Origin of the sequence: Flavobacterium granuli, assembly GCF_031456055.1 — a bacterium.
In the GTDB taxonomy this organism is placed as follows: Bacteria; Bacteroidota; Bacteroidia; order Flavobacteriales; family Flavobacteriaceae; genus Flavobacterium; species Flavobacterium granuli_A.
The window spans coordinates 238,202-258,758 of the sequence record NZ_JAVDTX010000005.1 but is presented as its reverse complement, the minus strand read 5'-3'; the positions used below and the strand labels follow the sequence as shown (position 1 = coordinate 258,758).

The following is a 20,557-nucleotide window of genomic DNA, read 5'->3' as shown; positions in this document are numbered from 1 at the left end:
TATTGAATAAAAATCGCACATATTAATAATAAATTGCTAAATTTGAGGATGTTATAAAACGAGCATAAAACCTTAAATATATTTTTATGAGTGCGAAAGAAGTATTAATTGTAAAGTATGCAGCCGATTTAAAAGAAAAATGCGGGATTACTCCAGATATGGATTTACTAACCAAAGTGACAACAGGTTGTGGTCCGTCCATATACAATCCAGATTCTTCGATTATTGCCGGAACATTACAATCTGAAATTACGACAGTAAAAAATAATTTTTTAATCAAGAAATTAGGTTTGACTGATGGTCCTGAACTTCAAAAAGGAATTGATGTTGTTTTGGAAAAATATGGAAAATCTAATAAAAGTAAATATAGAGCAGTAGTTTATTATTTATTGGCTCTACATTTTGGAAGAGAAAGTGTTTATAATTAAAAAATTATAGAACTATTATGAAAGCGTCTTTAACAGGCGCTTTTTTATTGATAATGTTTTTTATAATCCCATTTTCAAAGTTCGTACCTTTGCGCTTTAAACTTAGTTGGAAATACAACTTAGAATCTCAATAAAAATGATTGAAATAGGAAAATACAATACGCTTACTATATTGCGTGATACCAAAGTTGGTTTGTTTTTGGGTAACCCAGAAAAAGATCCAGAAGGAATTCATGATATACTTTTACCCAATAAATATGTACCCAATGAATTTGAAATAGGCGAGGAGCTTATTGTTTTTGTGTACTTGGATCACGAAGAACGCCCAGTTGCTACGACTTTGGAACCTTATATATTATTGGATGAATTTGCTCTTTTGCGAGTGAATTATATCAATCAAATTGGTGCTTTCATGGATTGGGGTATGGAGAAAGATATTTTGGTTCCATTCAAAGAACAGGCGCGCCCTATGGAAAAAGGAAAACGCTATTTGGTTTATCTTTATATGGATGAAAAGACCAATCGTTTGGTGGCATCAAGCAAATTGAACCAATTTTTAAAAAATGATCATCTTACCGTTGAAAAAGGAGAAGAGGTGGAACTTATTGTTTCCCATATTACTGAATTGGGTATTAATGTAATCATTAATGAGCAACACAAAGGATTGTTGTACAAAGATGAAGTTTATGATGATGCAATTCGTACAGGAGATCGTATGCGTGGTTATATAAAAAATATCAGACCTGATAACAAGATTGATGTTTCTTTGCAAATTCAGGGATACCAAAGTATAGAGCCAAATGCGGAAAAAATTCTGGACGAACTAAGAGCTAGTAGAGGTTTTTTACGTCTAACGGATAATTCACACCCCGAAGACATTAAAACGGTTTTGAAAATGAGCAAGAAAACCTTCAAAAAAGCCATAGGAGCTTTATATAAGGAAAAATTAATCGAGATTAAAGAAGATGGAATCTATTTAGTTAAGGAATAAAAAAGAAAGGCTAATCATTTTGATTAGCCTTTCTCTTTTTACTTTTGTTTGTACCCTATAGATATAAACAAAAATAAAACATGTTCGTACATTTTCAAAAGTATTTCAAGCACTTTATATACTTAACGTATATGTAATACAAGTAATCACAAAGCGTAAATTACTTTATTAAATGGTTTGCCTATAAATCAAAACATTTACTTATGTAGTAAAGTATAAATTTCACATTAGAACCATTGGTTATCTATACATTTAAAGTTTACTTTCTTTGAAACAATTTATTTTGTTTTACACAAAATTGTCAGATTGTAAATCTTTTACTTAACCTTTAGGTGTTACTTTCTATGAATTACTGTTTGGGCAAACATCTCACTTATTTGCTTATATTTTAAAATAGTTTTTGTGCAAATTATATAATTTAAAACCATAAAAATAGAAGCGACAATAATTTCAAATTTACTCAAAAAAATCATTTTTTAGGTTAATAAATCAGTGAAAACTCCGTGCTAATCTGAATTAATAACTAACATTGGTTTTACTATAGAATAATGATTAGCATGAGTTAAAATTAGCAATTATTTTTTCTCATTGATGTTAAAATCTGGTTTATTTTTAAAATTTAACGCATCAGTTTGAATTAAATTTTCATTGAAAGAAATGATTTAATAAAATGATTGTCAGATTGTTGAAAAATCTTAAGTATTAAAATTGCATATTGAAATTTAATCCCCAGATGGCTTTGTTGGCACCTTTGTCAAAACCTACGGGAGCCAGATTTAACTGTGTCTTAGTTTTTTCTTTATAACCAAAACTATCCAATATAGTATTGAAAGGATCCATCAGAGTTAAACAGGTGTAGCCTAGAAACCTTGATTTTAAAACTCTTCTGTCGTGTCTTAAAATACTTTTCTTAGCATAAAAGAAACCTTCTCCAACAACAGAGCCAAGTACTGGCGTGATTATTAAATCCTGTTTGGATGGTATTTCGGCGAACGCTTCAATTCCATATTCCCAAAAACAGGTGGACATCAAAGCCGAATATAAAAAGGATTCAAATATATTAAAACCACTACTTCTGGCTGTCATGTAATAAATTCCTCCAGAATAAGGATGTGTAATCCAGTTTAAAACCCAGTCATCTTCATCCCAAACTGGACCTGCCTTTACATTTTCTTTCCATTTATAGGCAATTCCTTTTTCTTTCATTTCTTCTTTATCCCAATTAGTAACACTTTCAGGCATTGCATATAGAACTCCAAACGCAATAACTGTTGCTCCTAAATACATAGCTGTATCATAACCTAATCTTCTGTAATCTCTTTTAGTTGGAGGATATGCAGTACCGTTTTGCAGTACCAATGTGCTATCAGCCACAGAAAGTATGTTATAGTTGTAAGGAGTAACATTTTCTGTGCTTTCTTTTTGATAATCAGAATAAGCAATAGTGTTTTGGGAAATAGATTGTGGTAACTGATTCTGATTGTTTATTGACTGTTCTGCTTGTTGAGCGAATATGGTATTTCCAGATAGGAAGATTGTAAAGGCGTATAAAATGGTTTTAATTAGATTCATTTTAGAATTTAAATGCTGTTAAAAAGATGGCCAAATAGGTATTTGGTCTAAAATTATTGATTGTTTTTGTTTTTAATTACGGCTGAATTACAATCTCTTTACGATTGAATTAATTCGCTTTTAAAACGGCGCAAATATAAGTAATTAATTAGGAATGCACAGGTATTTTTACACCTTAATCTTAAATTAATGATGAAAGGTTTTCATGGATTATCCCCTTTTTTTTTTAAATGTTTCGTTACAGAAATTATCTTTTTTTGTATAGAATAAGATTGAATGAACTTTCTCTAACCAAGAACTCTTTATAGTTCATTAGAATAGAAATATAAACTAAAGAAAAATTTAAAATCTGTAATTGAAAATTAAGTAATACAAGCAAAAGCCATTTTACTATTGAGTGGGTTTTGGTTTTTTAGCATTGCAATTTTTCTCTCTACAAAGTTTAATTTTCTATTTGTCAGCATCAATAAGTGCTGATTGAGTATTTTAAACTACTTGATTTTTAAGTAAATACAATTAACATAAATTTAACGATACAAATAACGGAATGATCGTTCCGTTATTATATCTTTGTATCATAAAATATTAAAAAACACAATCATGAAAAATTTAATTAAAAAAGTAGCATTGTTTTCAACAGCTATTTTATTCGGTGTTTCAGTTGAAGCACAAAGTCAAAATGTTAAAGCTGCAAATCCGCCAGCAAATTTTAAACACGCAATAGCAAATGTAAATGGCGTAAACATTCATTACGTAATTGGTGGAAAAGGAGAGCCATTGGTATTGGTTCATGGATTTGGTCAAAACTGGTATATGTGGAATAGACTGTTGCCTGAACTTTCAAAACACTTTACTGTAATTGCTCCAGATTTAAGAGGAGTGGGAGAGTCTGATAAACCAGCCGACGGTTATGACAAAAAAACAATGGCAACCGATATTCACGAATTAGTAAAAAAATTAGGTTACGACAAAATCAATTTGGCTGGACACGATATTGGACTGATGGTTGCTTATGCTTATGCGGCTCAATATCCAAATGAAGTTAAAAAACTAGCTTTAATGGATGCTTTGCTTCCGGGAATTGAACCAGTTTGGTCACAGGTTTCGGCTTCAGCGTGGTGGTTTGGATTTTTTGGATGGTCAGCTTCTGGTGACATTGTAGCAGGTAAAGAGAAAGAGTTTTTGACCAATTTTTGGCCAGTAGTTGCTTTTGCAAAAGATTCATTCACAAAAGAAGAAACAACTGAATTTATTCGTGCCTATTCTGTTAAAGGTGCAACAACCGGCAGTTTTCATTGGTTTGGCGCTTTCAAGCAAGATGGAAAAGATAACGTTGAATTGATGAAACAAAAACTGAATATGCCAGTATTGACTATGGGAGGTCAGTATTTTGCAGCTGCATTTTTAAAAGATCACACTAAACTTGTTGCTAATGATGTAAGCGAAACAAACATCCCTAATTCAGGTCACTGGTTGGTTCAAGAAAATACGTCAGCCGTTCAAAAAGGTCTGTTGGACTTCTTTTTGGATAAAAAATAATTTAATAAATAAATCAATAACAATTTAAAAGTAAAAAAAATGTCAAAATTAGTAAACAAAGTAGCCCTAGTAACAGGAGGAAATAGTGGAATTGGGTACGCAGCTGCCGAAGAATTAGCTGCACAAGGTGCCAAAGTTATTGTCACAGGAAGAAACAAGGAAGCTTTGATAAAAGCAGAAACTGAATTGAACGTAACAGGATTTGTTGCAGATCAAGCCGATTTGAAATCAATTGATAATTTGGTGAGTGAAGTAAAATCTAAATTTGGGAAAATAGACATTATTTTTCTAAACGCAGGAACAGCTTCATTTGCTCCGGTTGAATCAGCTTCTGAAGAGCATTATGACAGTATTATGAATGTAAATGTAAAAGGAGTTTATTTTACGGTTCAAAAATTACTTCCAATTTTGAATGACGGTGGTTCCATAATCTTTAATACTTCGATTAACGCCAATATTGGTATGCCAAATTCAAGTGTGTATGCAGCGAGCAAAGGGGCTATTTTGTCTTTCAACAGAGTATTAGCTACGGAACTTGCACCAAGAAATATTAGAGTTAATGCTATTTCTCCTGGCCCAGTTGAAACGCCGCTTTATGGGAAATTGGGATTGAGTAAAGAAGAAGTTGAAGGTTTTGGTTCTGTTTTGGGAGATAAAATTCTTTTGAAACGTTTTGGAAAAGCTTCTGAAATAGCAAAAACAGTTGGGTTTTTAGCTTCTGATGATTCTTCATTCATAACAGGTACCGAAATTGTTGTCGACGGTGGACTTACTGTAAATTCAGTAGTATAATTTTTTGCTCTAATTTAGGAATGAACGTTCCTGTTTAGTATCTTTGTAAATCTTTAATTATTACGATTATGGCAAGATTAAAAGAATTCAACGAAGAAGATGCTTTGGATAAAGCAATAGCCATTTTTTGGAATAAAGGCTACAATGGAACATCAGCACAAGATTTAGTGACACATTTAGGTTTAAGCAGATCCAGTCTTTATGACACTTTTGGCGATAAACATTCTTTATTTATTAAGGCGTTGCAACGTTATCAAAAGAAATCATATGACGATGTAAGCAGTCTTTTGCAGAAATCGACAAATATCAAAGAAACGATCAAAGAAATGTTTGTGCAGGCAATCCTTGAAAGTTTTGAAGATAAAATCACAAAAGGATGTTTTATGGTCAATAGCACCGTTGAATTGGCGATTCACGATGCTGAAATAGAAAAAGTTGTCAATGATAACAGACAAAAGATGGAAGAGGTTTTCTTTCTGGCTGTCAAGAGGGGACAGGAGCTAAATCAAATTTCATCGGCAACTGATCCAAGATTATTAGCTCGTTTTATATTCAATAACTATTCGGGCATAAGAGTTTTGGCCCGTTCAACAGGAACTCCAAAACAAGTTTTCGATGATGTACTGAAGGTTTTGTTATCTGTGTTATAGTATTCCAACATTCGATTATAGATGTAAGCCACCCGTTTTTATGGGTGGTTTTTTTATGTTCAGTTTTAGCAGTTTTTAGTTAATAAAATATTCAGGAGAACTGTTATTTTTTCTGCTTTATTTCATTGATATCTCTTTTCAGTTCGAGAAACATCTCTTTTACTGTATCGGATTCAGAGGTCAAGTGTTTAGCATCATCTCTTCCAATATGGCATACATATTCCCAAATCTCCAAAATATCAGAAAGCTTGATTTCATATGGATTGTAAATAATATTATCTGAAACTACGGTTAGGGAATCATCTTTTTTATCTCCGAGGCGTTTATAGGTAATACCTTCGCTGGAAGTGATTAAGATGTAGGTTTTATTTTTTTTAATTTCCCCCAGATTATCTACATATTTCCCGACCACAATGGACTGATTTGTGTGTGGTGGCATAGAATCGCCATTGATGGGAAATGCTCTCATTTTGCCTGGACCTAAAAAAGGCAGTGCTATTTGCTGCAGGTTTTCTATGTATTCAGCATCTGCATAACCACTAAGATATCCAGCTTGCGCTTTGTGTGGAATGATTTCGATGAGATTGTTACCGTCTTGGTCGACAGTTATTGGCAAAACAATTCGATTGTCATCCAATTGCATTAAATTATCAATGGAAATTTTACGTAAATCAACCGTTAAAATTAAATCGATGCTGATATGATAATACCTTGAGATAATTACTAGCGTTTCTGCAGGTGGCGTGTTTTTTCCGTATTCATATTTCTTATAGCGATCAAGGGGCAGAGTCATTCCATCTGCCACTTCTTGTTGAGACAAATTTCGCTTACTTCTCAGCCATTTTAGATTGTCAGAAATATACAACATACGTTAAAGGGATTTTAAGTCACTACAAATATAAGTATTAAAGTGATTTATCGTCCTAATTTTGTAAAAATGTTTTTAGATCAAAACTAAGATAGGTAGTTACAAGAACAAGAATAATATTCACGTTAGATACTATATGAAAAAGCAGGAATACGCCATAGTAGATATAGAAACTACCGGGGGCAATGCCAGAGGTAGCTGCATTACAGAAATAGCCATTGTTATTCATGATGGAACGAAGGTTATTGACCGTTGGGAAACACTTGTGAATCCGCAACAGGAAATACCTCTGGCAATTTTTGCTCTTACCGGAATTGATAACGACATGGTGCGTAATGCTCCTATTTTTGATGATATTTCCGAAAAAGTTTTGGAGATGCTTACCGACCGTATTTTTGTGGCGCATAATGTAAATTTTGATTATTCTTTTGTTCGTCATCAATTGGAAAAGTCTGGATTTAAATGGACAGCCAGAAAATTATGTACCGTTCGTGCGGCACGAAAAATTAAACCGGGTTTAGGTTCTTACAGTTTAGGAAATCTCTGCAATTCGTTAGATATATGTATAGAAAATCGGCATCGCGCAGGTGGCGATGCTGATGCGACTGCCATATTATTTTCTAAATTATTGGAATGGGACAGCGAAGGAGAAATGGATAAAATGATTAAAAAAACGGCGCAGGATCAGCGCTTGCCTCCTAATTTGCCTCCTAAGGACTTTGAGCAATTGCCAGAAAAAATTGGAGTGTATTATTTTTATAATCAGTTAAAAAAGGTTGTGTATGTTGGGAAAGCGGTTAATTTAAAAAAGCGTGTGGCTTCTCATTTTAGTGGTCATAATGTAAATGCACAAAGGCAGAATTTCTTGAAAGATATCTACGGAATTTCATATGAAGTCTGTGCTACCGAACTTATGGCACTTTTGTTAGAATGTGATGAAATTAAAAAGTTGTGGCCTGCTTATAATAGGGCATTAAAACGCTTTGAATCCAAATACGGTTTGTATGAATATGAAGCCCGAAATGGATATAAATATTTGGCAATTGGAAAACGAACCAAGTTTCAGGTGTGTATTCAGGAGTTCAATAGCTTATATGACGGAATAAATGTACTGCAGAATCTTGTTCAGCAGTTTAAAATTGATCATCGATTCTGTGAATACGGAAATACGGCAACTGGAGAATTTTTTCAAAAAAAGGATTTGACAAATTTGCCTGATGCTGCACTTCACAACGAGAAAATCGAAAACGCCATTGCCTTTTTGATAGGGAACAGAGCTAGTTTTGCCATTATAGATAAAGGAATATCTATAGAGGAAAACAGTTGCATCTGGGTCGAAAATGGACACTTTTATGGAATGGGATATATTCCGTCAGATAATGGATTTACTGAATTATCGGAGTTAAAAGACTATATCACTCCTTACAGAAGCAACCAATACATCATGCATCTCATTTATACTTATGCCGAGAAATACCCGGGAAAAGTAAAACGTTTTCAAACGATAGAAACATAAAAATAAAATTCCATATTTATGATTCTCTTTAATGACACCGAAATGTTCTCACAAGGCACAGCCGGCAAAAAAATATTTGACGTGCCTGATGCTGATCTGATGCTGATTGATAGTTTTTTTACCAAAGAATAATCAGACAATTATTATAATATTTTACTAAACGATACACCATGGCGTGAATACGAAATGCCAATGTATGATAAAATGGTTACGGCTCCGCGTATGATTTCTTGGTATGATGATATTGATGGTGATTTTGATAAATCTAACTGGCCAAAGGAATTAATTGCCATAAAAGAAAGAGTTGAAAATGAAATCCATATAAACTTCAATGCTGTTTTACTGAACTTATATAGAGATGGAAAGGACGGAGTTTCTTGGCATAGCGATAAAACGCAAAGCGAGAATAAAGACATGAACATAGCATCGGTTACATTTGGGGAAACCCGAATGTTTAGGCTTCGTCATAAACTTCTAAAACATGTTCCTCAATTGGAGATTCCTTTGCATCACGGCACTTTCTTGTTAATGGCAGGAAAAACAAATAGTTTTTGGGAACATCAAGTTCCTAAAACCGCCAGAGATGTACTCCCTAGAATTAATCTCACTTTCAGACAGGTTGGAAACATAAAAAGAAAGATCTAAAAACTTTTTTTTTCCAATTAAGTATTATGGGAATAATGTAATTCAATTCATTTCTCTAAGCTGTAGACTTTCTCCAGTGCCTTGTCAACAAAATTATCATTGCTGTAAAAGTCATTAAGAAAAGCGGAACGGTCTTTATGGTAATTCATATCATAGTTAACCGGGATCCCGATGCCTTCATAACTCTTTGATTTGCTATCAAAATATACTTCATTTGATAAACTGAATTCCCAACCGTTAGGTAACTCTTTCCAGAGTAATTCCGAAAAAATTCCTGCTGTAGGAGAACCGATGCGGACTATGTTTGGATAACTCAACGAACCCAAGGCAAATATTTCTGCAGCGCTGGCCGTATTATGGCTTGTCAAAAGGTATACTTTTTTGCGATAAGAGTTTTTGGCCGAAATCAAAGTGTAGTTCTGACTTTCTGAAAAACCGTATTTGGTTTTTGCCTTTACGGAAAGTATATTTTTCTGATTAGTAATAAAATAACTCAGAAATTTTAAAGCGACAGTTTCATAACCGCCACCATTGAACCTGAGGTCGATGACAACAGACTCAGTGTTTTTAAAATCGTCAATAATAATCTTCATGACATTGTCGACACCTTGTAGTTCGTCAGCAAACATTTGTAGGGGCGTTTTTGTTTCGCTGACTGCTTCGTATTTTTTTCGAAAATCTTTAGAATCCTGTTCAGCCTCGGGAATGTAATCGGCAAAATTATTCATGTCTGTCAAAACTATGTAGCCAGTTTTGCTGTTTTTTAGAAGTCCCCACTGTATAACGCCGTTATTGTAAGATTTGATTTTTTCGACATATGTTTTCTGCAAGTCTGAAATAATTTCGTACTTGGGTTTTGTGGGTTTTGATGTAATCTGATTCATTTTTGGAATCAAGGAATCAGGGATTTCGAGACGGATATGACCGTCATTGATCTTCCCGACAACTTCGCGGAGTAATAAAGCAAATTCCGGCTCCGTCTTGAGTTTCTTGACTCTTGGAAAGTATTCGCTGTAAACCTGTTGCCAGTTGATATTTCTTTCCTTAAAAAATGCGTAGTTATCATTAAAAGTGTCCCAAAATGTTTGGAAGTTTTTTTCAAATGACGTGTTTTTTTCCGCTGGTGTACTGCAAATATCAGGTAGGGAAGCAGCACGCTTAAAATTATAATTTACGATTCCGCCTGGGTTTAAAACCAAAAGATTTTCTTTTGCAGAAACAACGGTAAATCTTCCCGCTAAATTTCCGTCAACGAGAACTTTGCAGGTCATATTGTCCAGATTATAATAGGCGTATGTCGAATCTTTTATCGCTAGGATGCGGCCATAACCTTCCTGAATCCAAAAGCCGTTTAGGATTGGATTTTGTTGTTGGGCAATGCCTGCAATACTAGCAACCAATGTGTAGAAAGTAAAGATTTTTTTTAAATGTGACATAGATTATTCTTTAGATGATCGTGATTATTGATTTTAGTGTGATGATTGTATCCTCGCTCCGCAATCCTGAAATCTTTAAGGACTTGACTTTTTTTTAAATGTTACAAGAGTTGTAAACATAATGAAAGTCTCCCGACTTTTTCCGTGAATGTCTTTAGAATTTAAAGTAATAATCTGAACTCAATTATTTGGGTTTCCTTTTTTTGGATAATAACAAAAAGGCAGAAAAGTTGTCTCCTAGCCCCGATAGAAGTGAAAATCCTTATATGCCGTTGTTCGGCATATAAGATTGTAACGGATAGCGGGACAACTGTTGATGAAATATATATGTTTCTGCTCCTAGAATTAATAATCGTACTCAGGCTAATAGTAAAAAAAAAACGCTTGGTATTCTATGTTTTTTTTGCAATTTTTTTAAATGGCACGGAAGTTGATATGGAAAACAAAATTTAAATGTAGATTAAACACATAAGCTTATAGAAAAGAAGATTACTTTATATTATTAATCAGTGTAGGTTAGTTTTAAAAAACGAAATAGGAGTTAATTATTGAAGCTGCTTTGATGCAGATTGAAGCATATTTATAAAACGGCTTTTTAGTATAATTAAAACTATACCTGCAAAATATAGTAAAAGACAATGATTAGTACATTAGTTGTAGTGTTTTTAGTTAGTTTTTTGGCATTCTCAATAAGTGTAATTTGTGGAGGTGGCGCTGGATTAATGCTTATTCCAGTTCTTGGTCTTATGCTTCCTGTGAGTCAGGTTCCGGCAGCCTTATCGATTGGGACATTTACAAGTTCTGCTTCTAGGCTTGTAGCTTTTAGAAAAAATATTTGTTGGGATATTGTAAAATACTTTGTTCCTGCGGCTTTACCCGCAGTATGGTTTGGGGCTTGGTTATTAAAATATGTAAATCCAGTTTATCTAGAAGTTGTAATGGGACTTTTTCTAGTGAGTAATTTGTCGGCATTATTTCAAAAATCAAAAGAAGTAACAGCTACTGAAAAATCATCCAATTTTGTATTGGGATTAATTGGATTTGCTGCTGGATTTATATCTGGTTTAACTGGTGCAGTAGGACTGCTTTTTAATCGATTTTATTTGCGTTACGGACTTACTAAAGAAGAAATTATTGCCACAAGAGCAGCTAATGAAATCATTCTCCATTTGTTAAAAATCATTTTATATTTTGTTTTTGGTTTAATTACCATAAAAGTTGTTTCGATAGGGGTTATTGTTGCTATTTCTGCTGTAATTGCAACTTGGGCGATGAAATGGATTTTACCAAAACTAAGTGAAGTTTCTTTTAGAAAAATTGGCTATGGTGCAATGGTCTTTTCTGGATTTGCTATGTTATTTCAGTCAGGTTCTCATTTGTTGTTTGCAAACAACGAAAATAGAATTGCCAGCACAATGCCTAAGGAAATGACATCAAAAGTGGTATGGGATAGATGGGATAACGATAATTTTGCAGTGGAATCTTTTTATGAGGATGATAATGGATTAGAATTGGAGCAAACTATTTCAATAAAAGAACTTTCCAGTCACCAAAAAAGATTAGTATTTGGTGAAGCAAAGGGTACAGATAAATTAATTATTGAGATTGTGTATTCAATAGGTATGCATTCTTATGAAGCTTATTATTTTAAAGACAATATACTAACAAAGAAATTATCCTTTAAATAAATACTGTTTTAAATAAAACGTATATAAAGAATATAAACCGACTTCTTTTAAAGCAATTTAAAAGAAGTCGGTTTTTTATTGGTCTCAGATTTGGGGGCAAAAAAGGAAAATATAATAGTAAACCATCCTTTTTAGGGTGGTTTTTTTATGGATTTAATTAAGGAAAACCATTATTCGAATAAAATGTTTAAGACGTAAAAGCAGATTCTCTTTAGTGTTATATCGCAATTGTTTATAGTTGAAAACGATATGTCGTTGTTTATTTATTATGAAATAATGCCCAAAATATTGATTTTACTGGGTTTGTGTTAAAAGGCACGATTCTGGCCTATGTGTTTGCATAACAGCTGAATAATGTAATCATGCAAACTGAAAATTCTAAATCTATTCTTTTTATAACCGGAGCTTTTGTGAGCAATCAATCTTGGAAAGAATGGAAAGATTTTTATGAAAGTAGAGGTTATAAAACTATCGCTCCCGCTTGGCCTTTCAAAGACGCACCTACAGCAGTACTTCGTAGTCGTCATCCAGATCCACAAGTAGCATCGATTCGGTTAGCACAGCTCATAGCGCATTTTGAAGAAATTGCAAGGTCTTTTCAGGAAAAGCCAATCATCATAGGCCATTCAATAGGAGGATTGATTGTGCAAATTTTGAATCAAAAAGGATTGGCATCAGCAGTTGTTGCGATTCATTCTGTTCCACCTCAAGGAATTTTTACTTTTAAATTTTCATTTTTCAAAGCAGGTTGGGGGCCACTTGGTTTTTTTACATCAACAAAAGAAACTTTTTTAATGTGCTTTCCTAATTGGCAATATGCTTTTGCCAACGGGATGGAATTTGAATTACAAGAAAAAGGATATCTAGAACTGGCAATTCCTGAGTCAAAATTGGTTGTTCGTGATACGATCACTTCTGTGGCAAAAGTAGATTTTAAAAAACCGCATCGCCCTTTATTACTGATTGCAGGCGATATGGATCACACGATACCGCATCAATTGAATTATGATAATTATAAAAAATACAGCGATAAAAACTCGGTTACGGATTATAAAATTTTCCCAGGCAGAAATCACTTTGTATTAGGTCAGCCAGGCTGGGAGGAAATTGCAATTTATATTTTAGAATGGCTTGAAAAACAAAAAAAAGGATAGTAACAATATTTAAAATTTAAAATCATGAAATCAACTGCCAACCATAATGCATGGTACAAAACAGCAAAAGTTTTTTTAGGACTAGCAATGATTAATCTTTTTTTTCTAACCGCTTGTAAAAAAAGTGAGGAACCTTCAAATACAGCTGTTGAAGAACCAAAAGAAGTGTCTGAGTCTCCAGCAGTAAAACCAGCTGATCCGCCAGCAAATTTTAAACACCAAACAGCTTTAGTCAATGGCGTTAACATTCATTATGTCATTGGTGGAACTGGGGAGCCTTTGGTACTTGTTCACGGATTTGGTCAAAACTGGTATATGTGGAACCGATTGTTGCCGGAGCTTTCAAAACATTTCACGGTTATCGCACCCGATTTGAGAGGTGTGGGTGAATCTGACAAACCAGAATCCGGTTATGACAAAAAAACGATGGCCACGGATATTCATGAACTCGTGAAGAAATTGGGTTACAACAATATAAATCTTGTAGGACACGACATCGGGCTTATGGTGGCTTATGCCTATGCCGCTCAATACGGAAACGAAGTTAAGAAAATAGCCTTATTGGATGCTTTGCTTCCTGGTATAGAACCGGTGTGGTCGCAGGTTTCGGCTTCGGCTTGGTGGTTTGGATTTTTTGCATGGCCAGCTTCCGGAGACATTGTCAAAGGAAAAGAAAAAGAGTTTTTGATCAATTTCTGGCCCATGGTGGGACATGTAAAAGATCCTTTTACTCCCGAAGAAACAGCCGAATTTGTTAGAGCTTATGCGGTTAAAGATGGTGCGAAGTCAAGCTTTAAATGGTTTGGAAACTTTCCTCAGGACGGAAAAGACAATTTGGTATTTGCTAAAACAAAATTAAAAATGCCTTTGTTGGCAATGGGTGGAGAATTTTTTGCGGCAGCGTTCCTTAAAGAGCATTCTAAACTTGTGGCAGTAAATGTATCCGAATCCAAAATTGCAGGCTCTGGACATTGGTTGGTTCAAGAAAATACGGCTCAGGTGCAAAAAGACCTATTGGCATTTTTCCTGGCGAAATAGTGCACTCAGAATAAAACAAAGAATATAATTAAATCGAACACGATGAAACGAATATTTTTAATACTACTATTTTTCTTCAGCCTGTTGATGCAGTCACAAGAAAAAGCGGATTTGATTATTTACAATGGAAAAATCGCCACGATGCAAAAATCTGGTGAATTTGTTCAGGCAGTTGCTGTAAAAAACGGAATTATTTTGGGAACTGGAACTTCAGTAAGTATTTTGGCAAGTTATAAAAACGCAGCCACACAAACAATTGATGCAAAAGGTAAAACCGTAATACCTGGACTAAATGACAGTCACATTCACGTAATCCGTGAAGGACTTAATTACAATGCGGAGTTGCGATGGGATGGCGTGAAAACCCTAAAACGAGCTATGGAAATGCTCAAAGAGCAGGCAGCTCGAACACCTCCCGGAGTTTGGATTAAAGTCATAGGCGGTTGGAATGAATACGGATTTGAAGAAAAAAGACAGCCGACGATTGATGAAATAAATGCAGCAGTTCCTGATAAGCCTGTTTTTATAACCTATTTATACGGTAAAGCTTTTTTGAACAAAAAAGGAATTGAAGTTTTGGGTTATACCAAAGACACACATTACGAAGGCAGTGTTTTGGAACAGGACAAAAACGGAAATCTGACTGGAGTAATGTTTGCCAAAGAAACTCCGAAAGCGATTTATACAACCTTAGGTTTGACTACAAAATTAACGGCTGAGCAAAAAATCAACAGTTCCCTGCACTTCAATCGGGAACTGAACAGGTTTGGTTTGACAAGTGTAGTTGATGCAGGAGGTGGAGGACAAAATTTTCCTTCCGATTATGGAACTTCGATGGAATTGGCGAAAGCGGGGAAATTAAATCTAAGAATCTCTTACTATTTATTTGCCCAGCAAAAAGGGAAAGAACTTCAGGATTATGAAAAATGGGTTGCCGAAACTGTGATTAACAAAAACGACAATCTTTTGGTTGCCAATGGTTATTCCGAAGAAGGAGCAGGAGAAAACATTGTGGCTTCCGCGGCAGATTTTGAAAATTTTCTTGAACCAAGAATTGTTCTTTCGGATCAAATGGAAGGTGATCTCGAACCCATTATTCGTTTGCTGGTGAAAAACAAATGGCCATTTAGATTACACGCAACTTATGGTGAATCCATTGACCGAATGTTGAATGTTTTTGAGAAAGTAAACAAAGAGATTCCGTTTAATGGCTTGCGCTGGTTTTTTGACCATGCCGAAACAATTACACCCCAAGAACTCGAAAGAGTCAAAAAACTCAATGGTGGAATTGCGGTTCAGTTCAGAATGTATTTTCAAGGGGAGTTGTATGAGAAATTATATGGCGTTCCAAAAACACAATTGCCACCGATAAAAAAAATGCTTGAAATGGGAATTCCTGTTGGATTGGGAACTGATGCTACGCGTATTTCATCTTATAATCCTTGGTTGGCGATTCATTGGGCTATTACAGGTAAAACTTTAGGTGGAATGCAGTTTTGGCCAAAAGATCAGATTCTTGACAAATTTACAGCATTGAAATTATATACCTCAGGAAGCGCTTGGTTTTCGGGTGAAGAAAATGAAAAAGGAAAACTGATAAAAGGAATGTATGCCGATATGTCGATTTTATCAGATGATTATTTTGCTATTTCCACTGATAACGTGCGAAATATAGAATCGGATTTGACAATTGTAAATGGGAAAGTGGTTTATGGTGCTGGAGATTTTAAAGCACTCGATCCTTCAATTCCCCCTGTAATTCCAGATTGGTCGCCTGTTAAATATTTCGGAGGATACCAAAAATAAACTTTAATTAAGACTATCTAATAAACTTAAAATCATGAAATATTATAAATTATTTTCAGGAATTACAATCGTTTTGTGTTTGTTTATAAATGCTGTTGGATATGCACAATTTCCCATGCCGGATCATGTTCCTATTTGGGATGCCAATAAGGTAACTTTAAAACTCCACAAGATTACGGAGAATGCATATGCAGTTTTACCTTCCACTGTCGATAGCGAAACTACCAAAGGTATTCCGCAGGCCACTTCTGCTGGATTTATTGTTGGTGAAAAAGGAGTTTTAGTTATTGAAACGCTGCTCAGCAAAGTGCTTTACGATCAACTTTATAAATTAATTAGATCAGTAACAAACAAACCGATTGTCTATGCCATAAACACAAGCGATCACGGCGATCATTGCTTTGGGAATTATTTGCTTCCAAAAGAAACAGTCATTATCCAGAACGATTTTGCCAAAGAAAACCTATCCAAAAACTTCGACAATATCAAGCAGTTTATGATTATGCTTTTTGGCAAAGGAAGAGGAATTGAGGAAAGTGTTTATCGAGCTGCTGACATTACGATTTCAAAAAATCAGAGCCTCAAAATTGATATGGGCAATAACACCATTGTGGAGGTAATTAATGTTGGAACTGCCCAATCACCCGCTGATCTTTTTGTGTTTTTAAAGTCGCCTTCGAAAAATGTATTGTGGGCTGGAAATCCATTTATTGCTGAGAGTCCAACTATTCCGTGGTTGTTTGACGGTTATTTTTTAGAACCTGTAAATAACCTCAACATTATTTACAATATGATTTCGGATACAGATATTGTGATTCCCGGACACGGACGCATTACAAACAAGGCGGGAATAAAATACACTATCGATTATGTTTCGGCTTTGAAAACCAATGTTGAAAACGCGGTTAAAAAAGGACTTACGCTTGACGAAACTAAAGCAACTGTCACAATGAAAGAGTTCAATAAAGGATACGAACTTTTTAACTGGCTGCATTTTAATTTCAATGTTCCCAACGCTTATAAGGACATCAAGCAAAACGGGACTAAATAATCATCTGGAGAAAGAGGAATGATTAAAAATTTAGATATGAAAAACATAATACTGTTACTGGTTTTATTGATTTCATTATCCTGTCTGGGTCAAGGATATCCAAATTTTAAATCACTGAGATTTGATGAAAATTATGGTTTTTTAAAAAAGGACACTGTGAAAAAGGACTGGTATAGAACAATGAAGTTATTACCGCTCTCTTCTTCAAAAAACACCTATATCAGTTTTGGAGGAAGTGTCAGATATCAATATTTCTATGCCAAAAATGAAACTTGGGGTGATGATCCACAAGACAATGATGGATATATATTAAGCAGGTATTTATTTCACGCCGATTTTCACGCTGGGAAATTTTTTAGAACATTCATTCAAACCCAAAGCAGTTTGGCAGACGGAAGAATTGACCCAAGTCCAGTGGATCAGAATCCGCTTGAAGTGCATCAGGTTTTTACTGATTTTAATATTATAAATGAAGCCAATAAAAGGTTGATTTTGAGAGTAGGAAGACAGGAATTGACATATGGATCACAGCGTTTGGTTGCTTTGAGAGACGGACCAAACAATCGCCAGTCTTTTGATGCAATTAAAGTGATTGCCTCAAAAAACAACTATTCTGCCGATTTCTTTTATAGCCATTACGTTGTTGCTCACGATGGGATTTTTGACGATGATTCAAATAACGACAAGCAGTTATGGGGAAGTTATCTGGTCATCAATAAAGTTCCTTTTTTCAAAAATATTGATGTGTATTATCTAGGTTACGAAAGAGCCAATGCAGTTTTTAACGACGGGGCAGGCAGGGAAAACCGACATTCAATTGGAACCCGAATTTGGGGGAAATCTGAAAACTGGCGATACGACGGAGAAACACTTTATCAGTTTGGTGATTTTGATTCTAAAGACATTAATGCTTGGACAGCCTCACTCAATTTTGGTTATCGATTGAATGAGGTAAAGTTTCATCCTGAAATTGGCTGTAAAGTAGAAGTGATAAGCGGAGATAGGAAAATGGGAGATAATGGATTGGAAACTTTTAATCCACTTTTTCCAAGAGGCTCTTATTTTGGGTTGGCATCCGTAATTGGTCCTTCAAATCTTATTGATTTTCATCCTTCGTTAAACTTTGAACTTGCTAAAAATATTGAATGGGGAATTGATTACGATATGTTTTGGAGATACAGCAGCAAGGATGGTATTTATGCTCCAAACGTTTCGCTGATTTATCCCGGAGACACAACAAAGAGTAAGGAAATTGGTGGTCAGCTGGCTAGTGAAATAGTGTGGCAGCCCAACCAATATCTCTATTTCCGAGTTGAAGGGACTTGGTTTAAAGCGGGAGATTATATCAAAGCTTCGGGGACTGGGAAAGACATCTTCTTTACGGGAATTACTGTTCAGTTGAATTTTTAAACCCAAATCAAATTATGCGTATTGATTTAAAAATAATTATTAACCATTAAATTTTATTAACCATGAAAAATTTTTCACTTACGGCAGTATTAATTTTATCTGCCATTTCAGGATTTGCACAAAAACCTGGACCAGCTTTATTAGATCCTACAAATCATGCACTAGTGCTTATTGATTATGAAGGGCAGATGGCTTTTGCTACCGCGAATATACCCATCGATCAATTAAGAAATAATACCGCAATAATTGCTGGAGCTTCAAAGATTTTTGGAATCCCTACGGTGGTTACGACAGTAGCCGAAAAATCTTTTAGTGGCCCGGTGTTTCCAGAAATTCTTGAATTGTATCCAGAATCAACTTATGTCGACCGTACGACGATGAATACTTGGGAAGATGTCAATGCGTATAAAGCCATTGTCGGAAAAAACAAGAAAAAACTAGTTTTAGGGGGATTGTGGACAAGTGTTTGTATCGTCGGCCCAGTATTATCTGCAATTGCCGAAGGTTATGATGTGTATGTAATTACTGATGCCTGCGGAGATGTGAGCAAAGAGGCGCATGATCAAGCCATAACTCGTATGGTTCAGGCCGGCGCACATCCTATGACTTCGCTTCAATATCTTTTAGAACTTCAAAGGGATTGGGCAAGACAGGCAACATATAAGCCTGTAAATGATCTAGTGGTTAAGTATGCTGGCGGTTATGGTGTGGGCGTACAATATGCACGTGCGATGCTAAAGCATTAAACTTAGAATTATTTATTAATAACCGCAAAGTTCGCTATGATTTTTATTGCTTTATCAGTATTCCGCAAGGGGTGTAAAGCTTTGCGTTCCTTGCGGTTAAAATAATTTAGGAACAAATATTTCTTCTAAATATCACGATGTACAACTGCAATTAGCGAAATGTAGCTAATAAATAAAATCGAAAACCATTGGATATGCTGTAAATAAAGGGTTTGTTGTTTTAGGCATAATGATTGGTTTATTTTTTCGAAGAATAATATAAGAACATAAAAAGTATGTTGATTTAATATCAGAGCAGCAAGTATCAGAATAATAATTAAAAATTATAATTATGAAAAGAGCTAATATTTTTTTGACCGTAACAGCATTGCAAACTGATGCAACACAAGCTGTTAATTCTAAAACACAATTTGCACAAATAGAGGATTATAAAATTGCCTATCGTTCTGTTGGTAAAGGGGAACCGTTTATTCTTTGTTCACGTTTTAGAGGTAATCTTGATGATTGGGATCCTGCTTTTTTGGATGCATTAGCGACAAAATATCAAGTGATAACCTTCAATTATAAGGGATTGGCATCATCTACAGGTGCTCCACATAGTAATATTTTAGGTTTTGCAAAAGATGTTGTGGATTTGGCAGATGTTTTGGGATTTAAAAAAATTATTGTTGGAGGTTGGTCGTTGGGAGGCTGGGTAGCACAAATTGTGACAACGGAATTTTCAGAAAGGATTTTACACACTATTCTTATTGGAACTAAACCACCTGGAAAAGTTGAATATCCTCTTGAAGAAATATTTATAAATACCGCTTATAAACCTGATTATACAATTGAAGATGAAACAATATTGTTTTTTGAGCCAAAGTCTAAAATAAGCAGTGAAGCGGCTATACAAAGCCATGAAAGAATAACTGAGAGAAAAGAGAAAGATCCTAAAGTAAAACCAGAACTATGGGAGTTTTACGGTAAGTGCCATGATGATTACGCCAATGATCCTTATAACTCAAGGCAAAAAATAATGAGCACAAATATTCCAATATTGGTTATTTCTGCTCACCACGAAGTATGCTTTCCTCCTGAAAACTGGTTTGAATTGAATAATAAATTACCAACCACTCAGCTTATAATCATTCCGCAGGCTGGTCACGGCCCTCATCATCAATACCCCAAAATGGTAGCCGATTATATTGATAATTTCATTCAAAATATTAAATACGATGGATAATA

At 34.7% G+C, this 20,557-nt stretch carries 18 protein-coding genes; 15 read left to right on the top strand and 3 right to left on the bottom strand.

From position 1 onward, the window contains the following. Positions 1-86: 86 nt before the first annotated feature. Positions 87-428 (top strand): DUF2853 family protein, encoded by a 342-nt coding sequence (locus tag J2W95_RS12040; protein WP_310007301.1) that lies wholly within the window; start codon positions 87-89, stop codon positions 426-428. 136 nt (positions 429-564) lie between these two features. Then, the gene (locus J2W95_RS12035; protein ID WP_310007299.1) at positions 565-1,419 is read left to right on the top strand and encodes a CvfB family protein; all 855 of its coding nucleotides are present in this window, start codon (positions 565-567) and stop codon (positions 1,417-1,419) included. A 702-nt stretch (positions 1,420-2,121) separates the two neighbouring features. Here the strand turns inward: J2W95_RS12035 and J2W95_RS12030 are convergent. Next, positions 2,122-2,991, bottom strand: coding sequence for a DUF3943 domain-containing protein (locus tag J2W95_RS12030; RefSeq protein WP_310007297.1), 870 nt, complete (start codon positions 2,989-2,991; stop codon positions 2,122-2,124). 600 nt (positions 2,992-3,591) lie between these two features. On the opposite strand from J2W95_RS12030, the gene J2W95_RS12025 reads away from it, so the two are divergent. The 3 genes from J2W95_RS12025 (at position 3,592) to J2W95_RS12015 (ending at position 5,972) form a co-directional block, all read left to right on the top strand. Next, complete coding sequence (locus J2W95_RS12025; RefSeq protein ID WP_310007295.1) at positions 3,592-4,530, top strand: alpha/beta fold hydrolase; 939 nt, start codon at positions 3,592-3,594, stop codon at positions 4,528-4,530. Positions 4,531-4,569: 39 nt separating this feature from the next. Continuing rightward, positions 4,570-5,322, top strand: a complete 753-nt coding sequence (locus J2W95_RS12020) for an SDR family oxidoreductase (protein WP_310007293.1) — start codon at positions 4,570-4,572, stop codon at positions 5,320-5,322. Between the two features lie 68 nt (positions 5,323-5,390). Further along, positions 5,391-5,972 carry a TetR/AcrR family transcriptional regulator gene (locus J2W95_RS12015; protein WP_310007292.1) on the top strand — a complete coding sequence of 194 codons (582 nt, stop codon included), beginning with the start codon at positions 5,391-5,393 and terminating at the stop codon, positions 5,970-5,972. Positions 5,973-6,075: 103 nt separating this feature from the next. Here the strand turns inward: J2W95_RS12015 and J2W95_RS12010 are convergent, their stop codons facing one another. Then, entirely contained in the window at positions 6,076-6,840 is a 765-nt protein-coding gene (locus J2W95_RS12010) for an XRE family transcriptional regulator (protein WP_310007290.1), read from the bottom strand. 136 nt (positions 6,841-6,976) lie between these two features. On the opposite strand from J2W95_RS12010, the gene J2W95_RS12005 reads away from it, so the two are divergent. After that, positions 6,977-8,356, top strand: coding sequence for an exonuclease domain-containing protein (locus tag J2W95_RS12005; RefSeq protein ID WP_310007288.1), 1,380 nt, complete (start codon positions 6,977-6,979; stop codon positions 8,354-8,356). Between the two features lie 192 nt (positions 8,357-8,548). After that, a complete protein-coding gene (locus tag J2W95_RS12000) occupies positions 8,549-9,001 on the top strand; it encodes an alpha-ketoglutarate-dependent dioxygenase AlkB family protein (RefSeq protein ID WP_310007286.1) in 453 nt (150 codons plus the stop codon). A 47-nt stretch (positions 9,002-9,048) separates the two neighbouring features. Here the strand turns inward: J2W95_RS12000 and J2W95_RS11995 are convergent, their stop codons facing one another. After that, positions 9,049-10,437, bottom strand: coding sequence for a S41 family peptidase (locus J2W95_RS11995; protein WP_310007284.1), 1,389 nt, complete (start codon positions 10,435-10,437; stop codon positions 9,049-9,051). 638 nt (positions 10,438-11,075) lie between these two features. Here J2W95_RS11995 and J2W95_RS11990 point away from each other — a divergent pair. From J2W95_RS11990 to J2W95_RS11955, 8 genes are all read left to right on the top strand, one after another. Then, complete coding sequence (locus J2W95_RS11990; protein WP_310007282.1) at positions 11,076-12,125, top strand: sulfite exporter TauE/SafE family protein; 1,050 nt, start codon at positions 11,076-11,078, stop codon at positions 12,123-12,125. Between the two features lie 362 nt (positions 12,126-12,487). Continuing rightward, entirely contained in the window at positions 12,488-13,279 is a 792-nt protein-coding gene (locus tag J2W95_RS11985) for an alpha/beta hydrolase (RefSeq protein ID WP_310007280.1), read from the top strand. Positions 13,280-13,303: 24 nt separating this feature from the next. After that, positions 13,304-14,317 carry an alpha/beta fold hydrolase gene (locus tag J2W95_RS11980; protein WP_310007278.1) on the top strand — a complete coding sequence of 338 codons (1,014 nt, stop codon included), beginning with the start codon at positions 13,304-13,306 and terminating at the stop codon, positions 14,315-14,317. Positions 14,318-14,359: 42 nt separating this feature from the next. Next, positions 14,360-16,123 (top strand): amidohydrolase, encoded by a 1,764-nt coding sequence (locus tag J2W95_RS11975; RefSeq protein ID WP_310007276.1) that lies wholly within the window; start codon positions 14,360-14,362, stop codon positions 16,121-16,123. Between the two features lie 34 nt (positions 16,124-16,157). Beyond that, positions 16,158-17,174, top strand: coding sequence for an MBL fold metallo-hydrolase (locus J2W95_RS11970; protein WP_310007274.1), 1,017 nt, complete (start codon positions 16,158-16,160; stop codon positions 17,172-17,174). A 36-nt stretch (positions 17,175-17,210) separates the two neighbouring features. Next, positions 17,211-18,584 carry an alginate export family protein gene (locus J2W95_RS11965; RefSeq protein ID WP_310007271.1) on the top strand — a complete coding sequence of 458 codons (1,374 nt, stop codon included), beginning with the start codon at positions 17,211-17,213 and terminating at the stop codon, positions 18,582-18,584. Between the two features lie 62 nt (positions 18,585-18,646). Further along, a complete protein-coding gene (locus J2W95_RS11960) occupies positions 18,647-19,330 on the top strand; it encodes a hydrolase (protein ID WP_310007269.1) in 684 nt (227 codons plus the stop codon). A 331-nt stretch (positions 19,331-19,661) separates the two neighbouring features. Beyond that, positions 19,662-20,555, top strand: coding sequence for an alpha/beta fold hydrolase (locus J2W95_RS11955; protein WP_310007267.1), 894 nt, complete (start codon positions 19,662-19,664; stop codon positions 20,553-20,555). Positions 20,556-20,557 lie beyond the last annotated feature (2 nt).

What these genes read in the sequence shown, in the direction of transcription:
- J2W95_RS11955 (WP_310007267.1), top strand. Translation starts at nt 19,662, where the DNA reads ATGAAAAGAGCTAATATTTTTTTGACCGTAACAGCATTGCAAACTGAT.
- J2W95_RS11995 (WP_310007284.1), bottom strand. Translation starts at nt 10,437, where the DNA reads ATGTCACATTTAAAAAAAATCTTTACTTTCTACACATTGGTTGCTAGT.
- J2W95_RS11990 (WP_310007282.1), top strand. Translation starts at nt 11,076, where the DNA reads ATGATTAGTACATTAGTTGTAGTGTTTTTAGTTAGTTTTTTGGCATTC.
- J2W95_RS11975 (WP_310007276.1), top strand. Translation starts at nt 14,360, where the DNA reads ATGAAACGAATATTTTTAATACTACTATTTTTCTTCAGCCTGTTGATG.
- J2W95_RS12015 (WP_310007292.1), top strand. Translation starts at nt 5,391, where the DNA reads ATGGCAAGATTAAAAGAATTCAACGAAGAAGATGCTTTGGATAAAGCA.
- J2W95_RS11980 (WP_310007278.1), top strand. Translation starts at nt 13,304, where the DNA reads ATGAAATCAACTGCCAACCATAATGCATGGTACAAAACAGCAAAAGTT.
- J2W95_RS12010 (WP_310007290.1), bottom strand. Translation starts at nt 6,840, where the DNA reads ATGTTGTATATTTCTGACAATCTAAAATGGCTGAGAAGTAAGCGAAAT.
- J2W95_RS12005 (WP_310007288.1), top strand. Translation starts at nt 6,977, where the DNA reads ATGAAAAAGCAGGAATACGCCATAGTAGATATAGAAACTACCGGGGGC.
- J2W95_RS12020 (WP_310007293.1), top strand. Translation starts at nt 4,570, where the DNA reads ATGTCAAAATTAGTAAACAAAGTAGCCCTAGTAACAGGAGGAAATAGT.
- J2W95_RS11985 (WP_310007280.1), top strand. Translation starts at nt 12,488, where the DNA reads ATGCAAACTGAAAATTCTAAATCTATTCTTTTTATAACCGGAGCTTTT.
- J2W95_RS12040 (WP_310007301.1), top strand. Translation starts at nt 87, where the DNA reads ATGAGTGCGAAAGAAGTATTAATTGTAAAGTATGCAGCCGATTTAAAA.
- J2W95_RS12025 (WP_310007295.1), top strand. Translation starts at nt 3,592, where the DNA reads ATGAAAAATTTAATTAAAAAAGTAGCATTGTTTTCAACAGCTATTTTA.
- J2W95_RS12030 (WP_310007297.1), bottom strand. Translation starts at nt 2,991, where the DNA reads ATGAATCTAATTAAAACCATTTTATACGCCTTTACAATCTTCCTATCT.
- J2W95_RS11965 (WP_310007271.1), top strand. Translation starts at nt 17,211, where the DNA reads ATGAAAAACATAATACTGTTACTGGTTTTATTGATTTCATTATCCTGT.
- J2W95_RS12000 (WP_310007286.1), top strand. Translation starts at nt 8,549, where the DNA reads ATGTATGATAAAATGGTTACGGCTCCGCGTATGATTTCTTGGTATGAT.
- J2W95_RS12035 (WP_310007299.1), top strand. Translation starts at nt 565, where the DNA reads ATGATTGAAATAGGAAAATACAATACGCTTACTATATTGCGTGATACC.
- J2W95_RS11960 (WP_310007269.1), top strand. Translation starts at nt 18,647, where the DNA reads ATGAAAAATTTTTCACTTACGGCAGTATTAATTTTATCTGCCATTTCA.
- J2W95_RS11970 (WP_310007274.1), top strand. Translation starts at nt 16,158, where the DNA reads ATGAAATATTATAAATTATTTTCAGGAATTACAATCGTTTTGTGTTTG.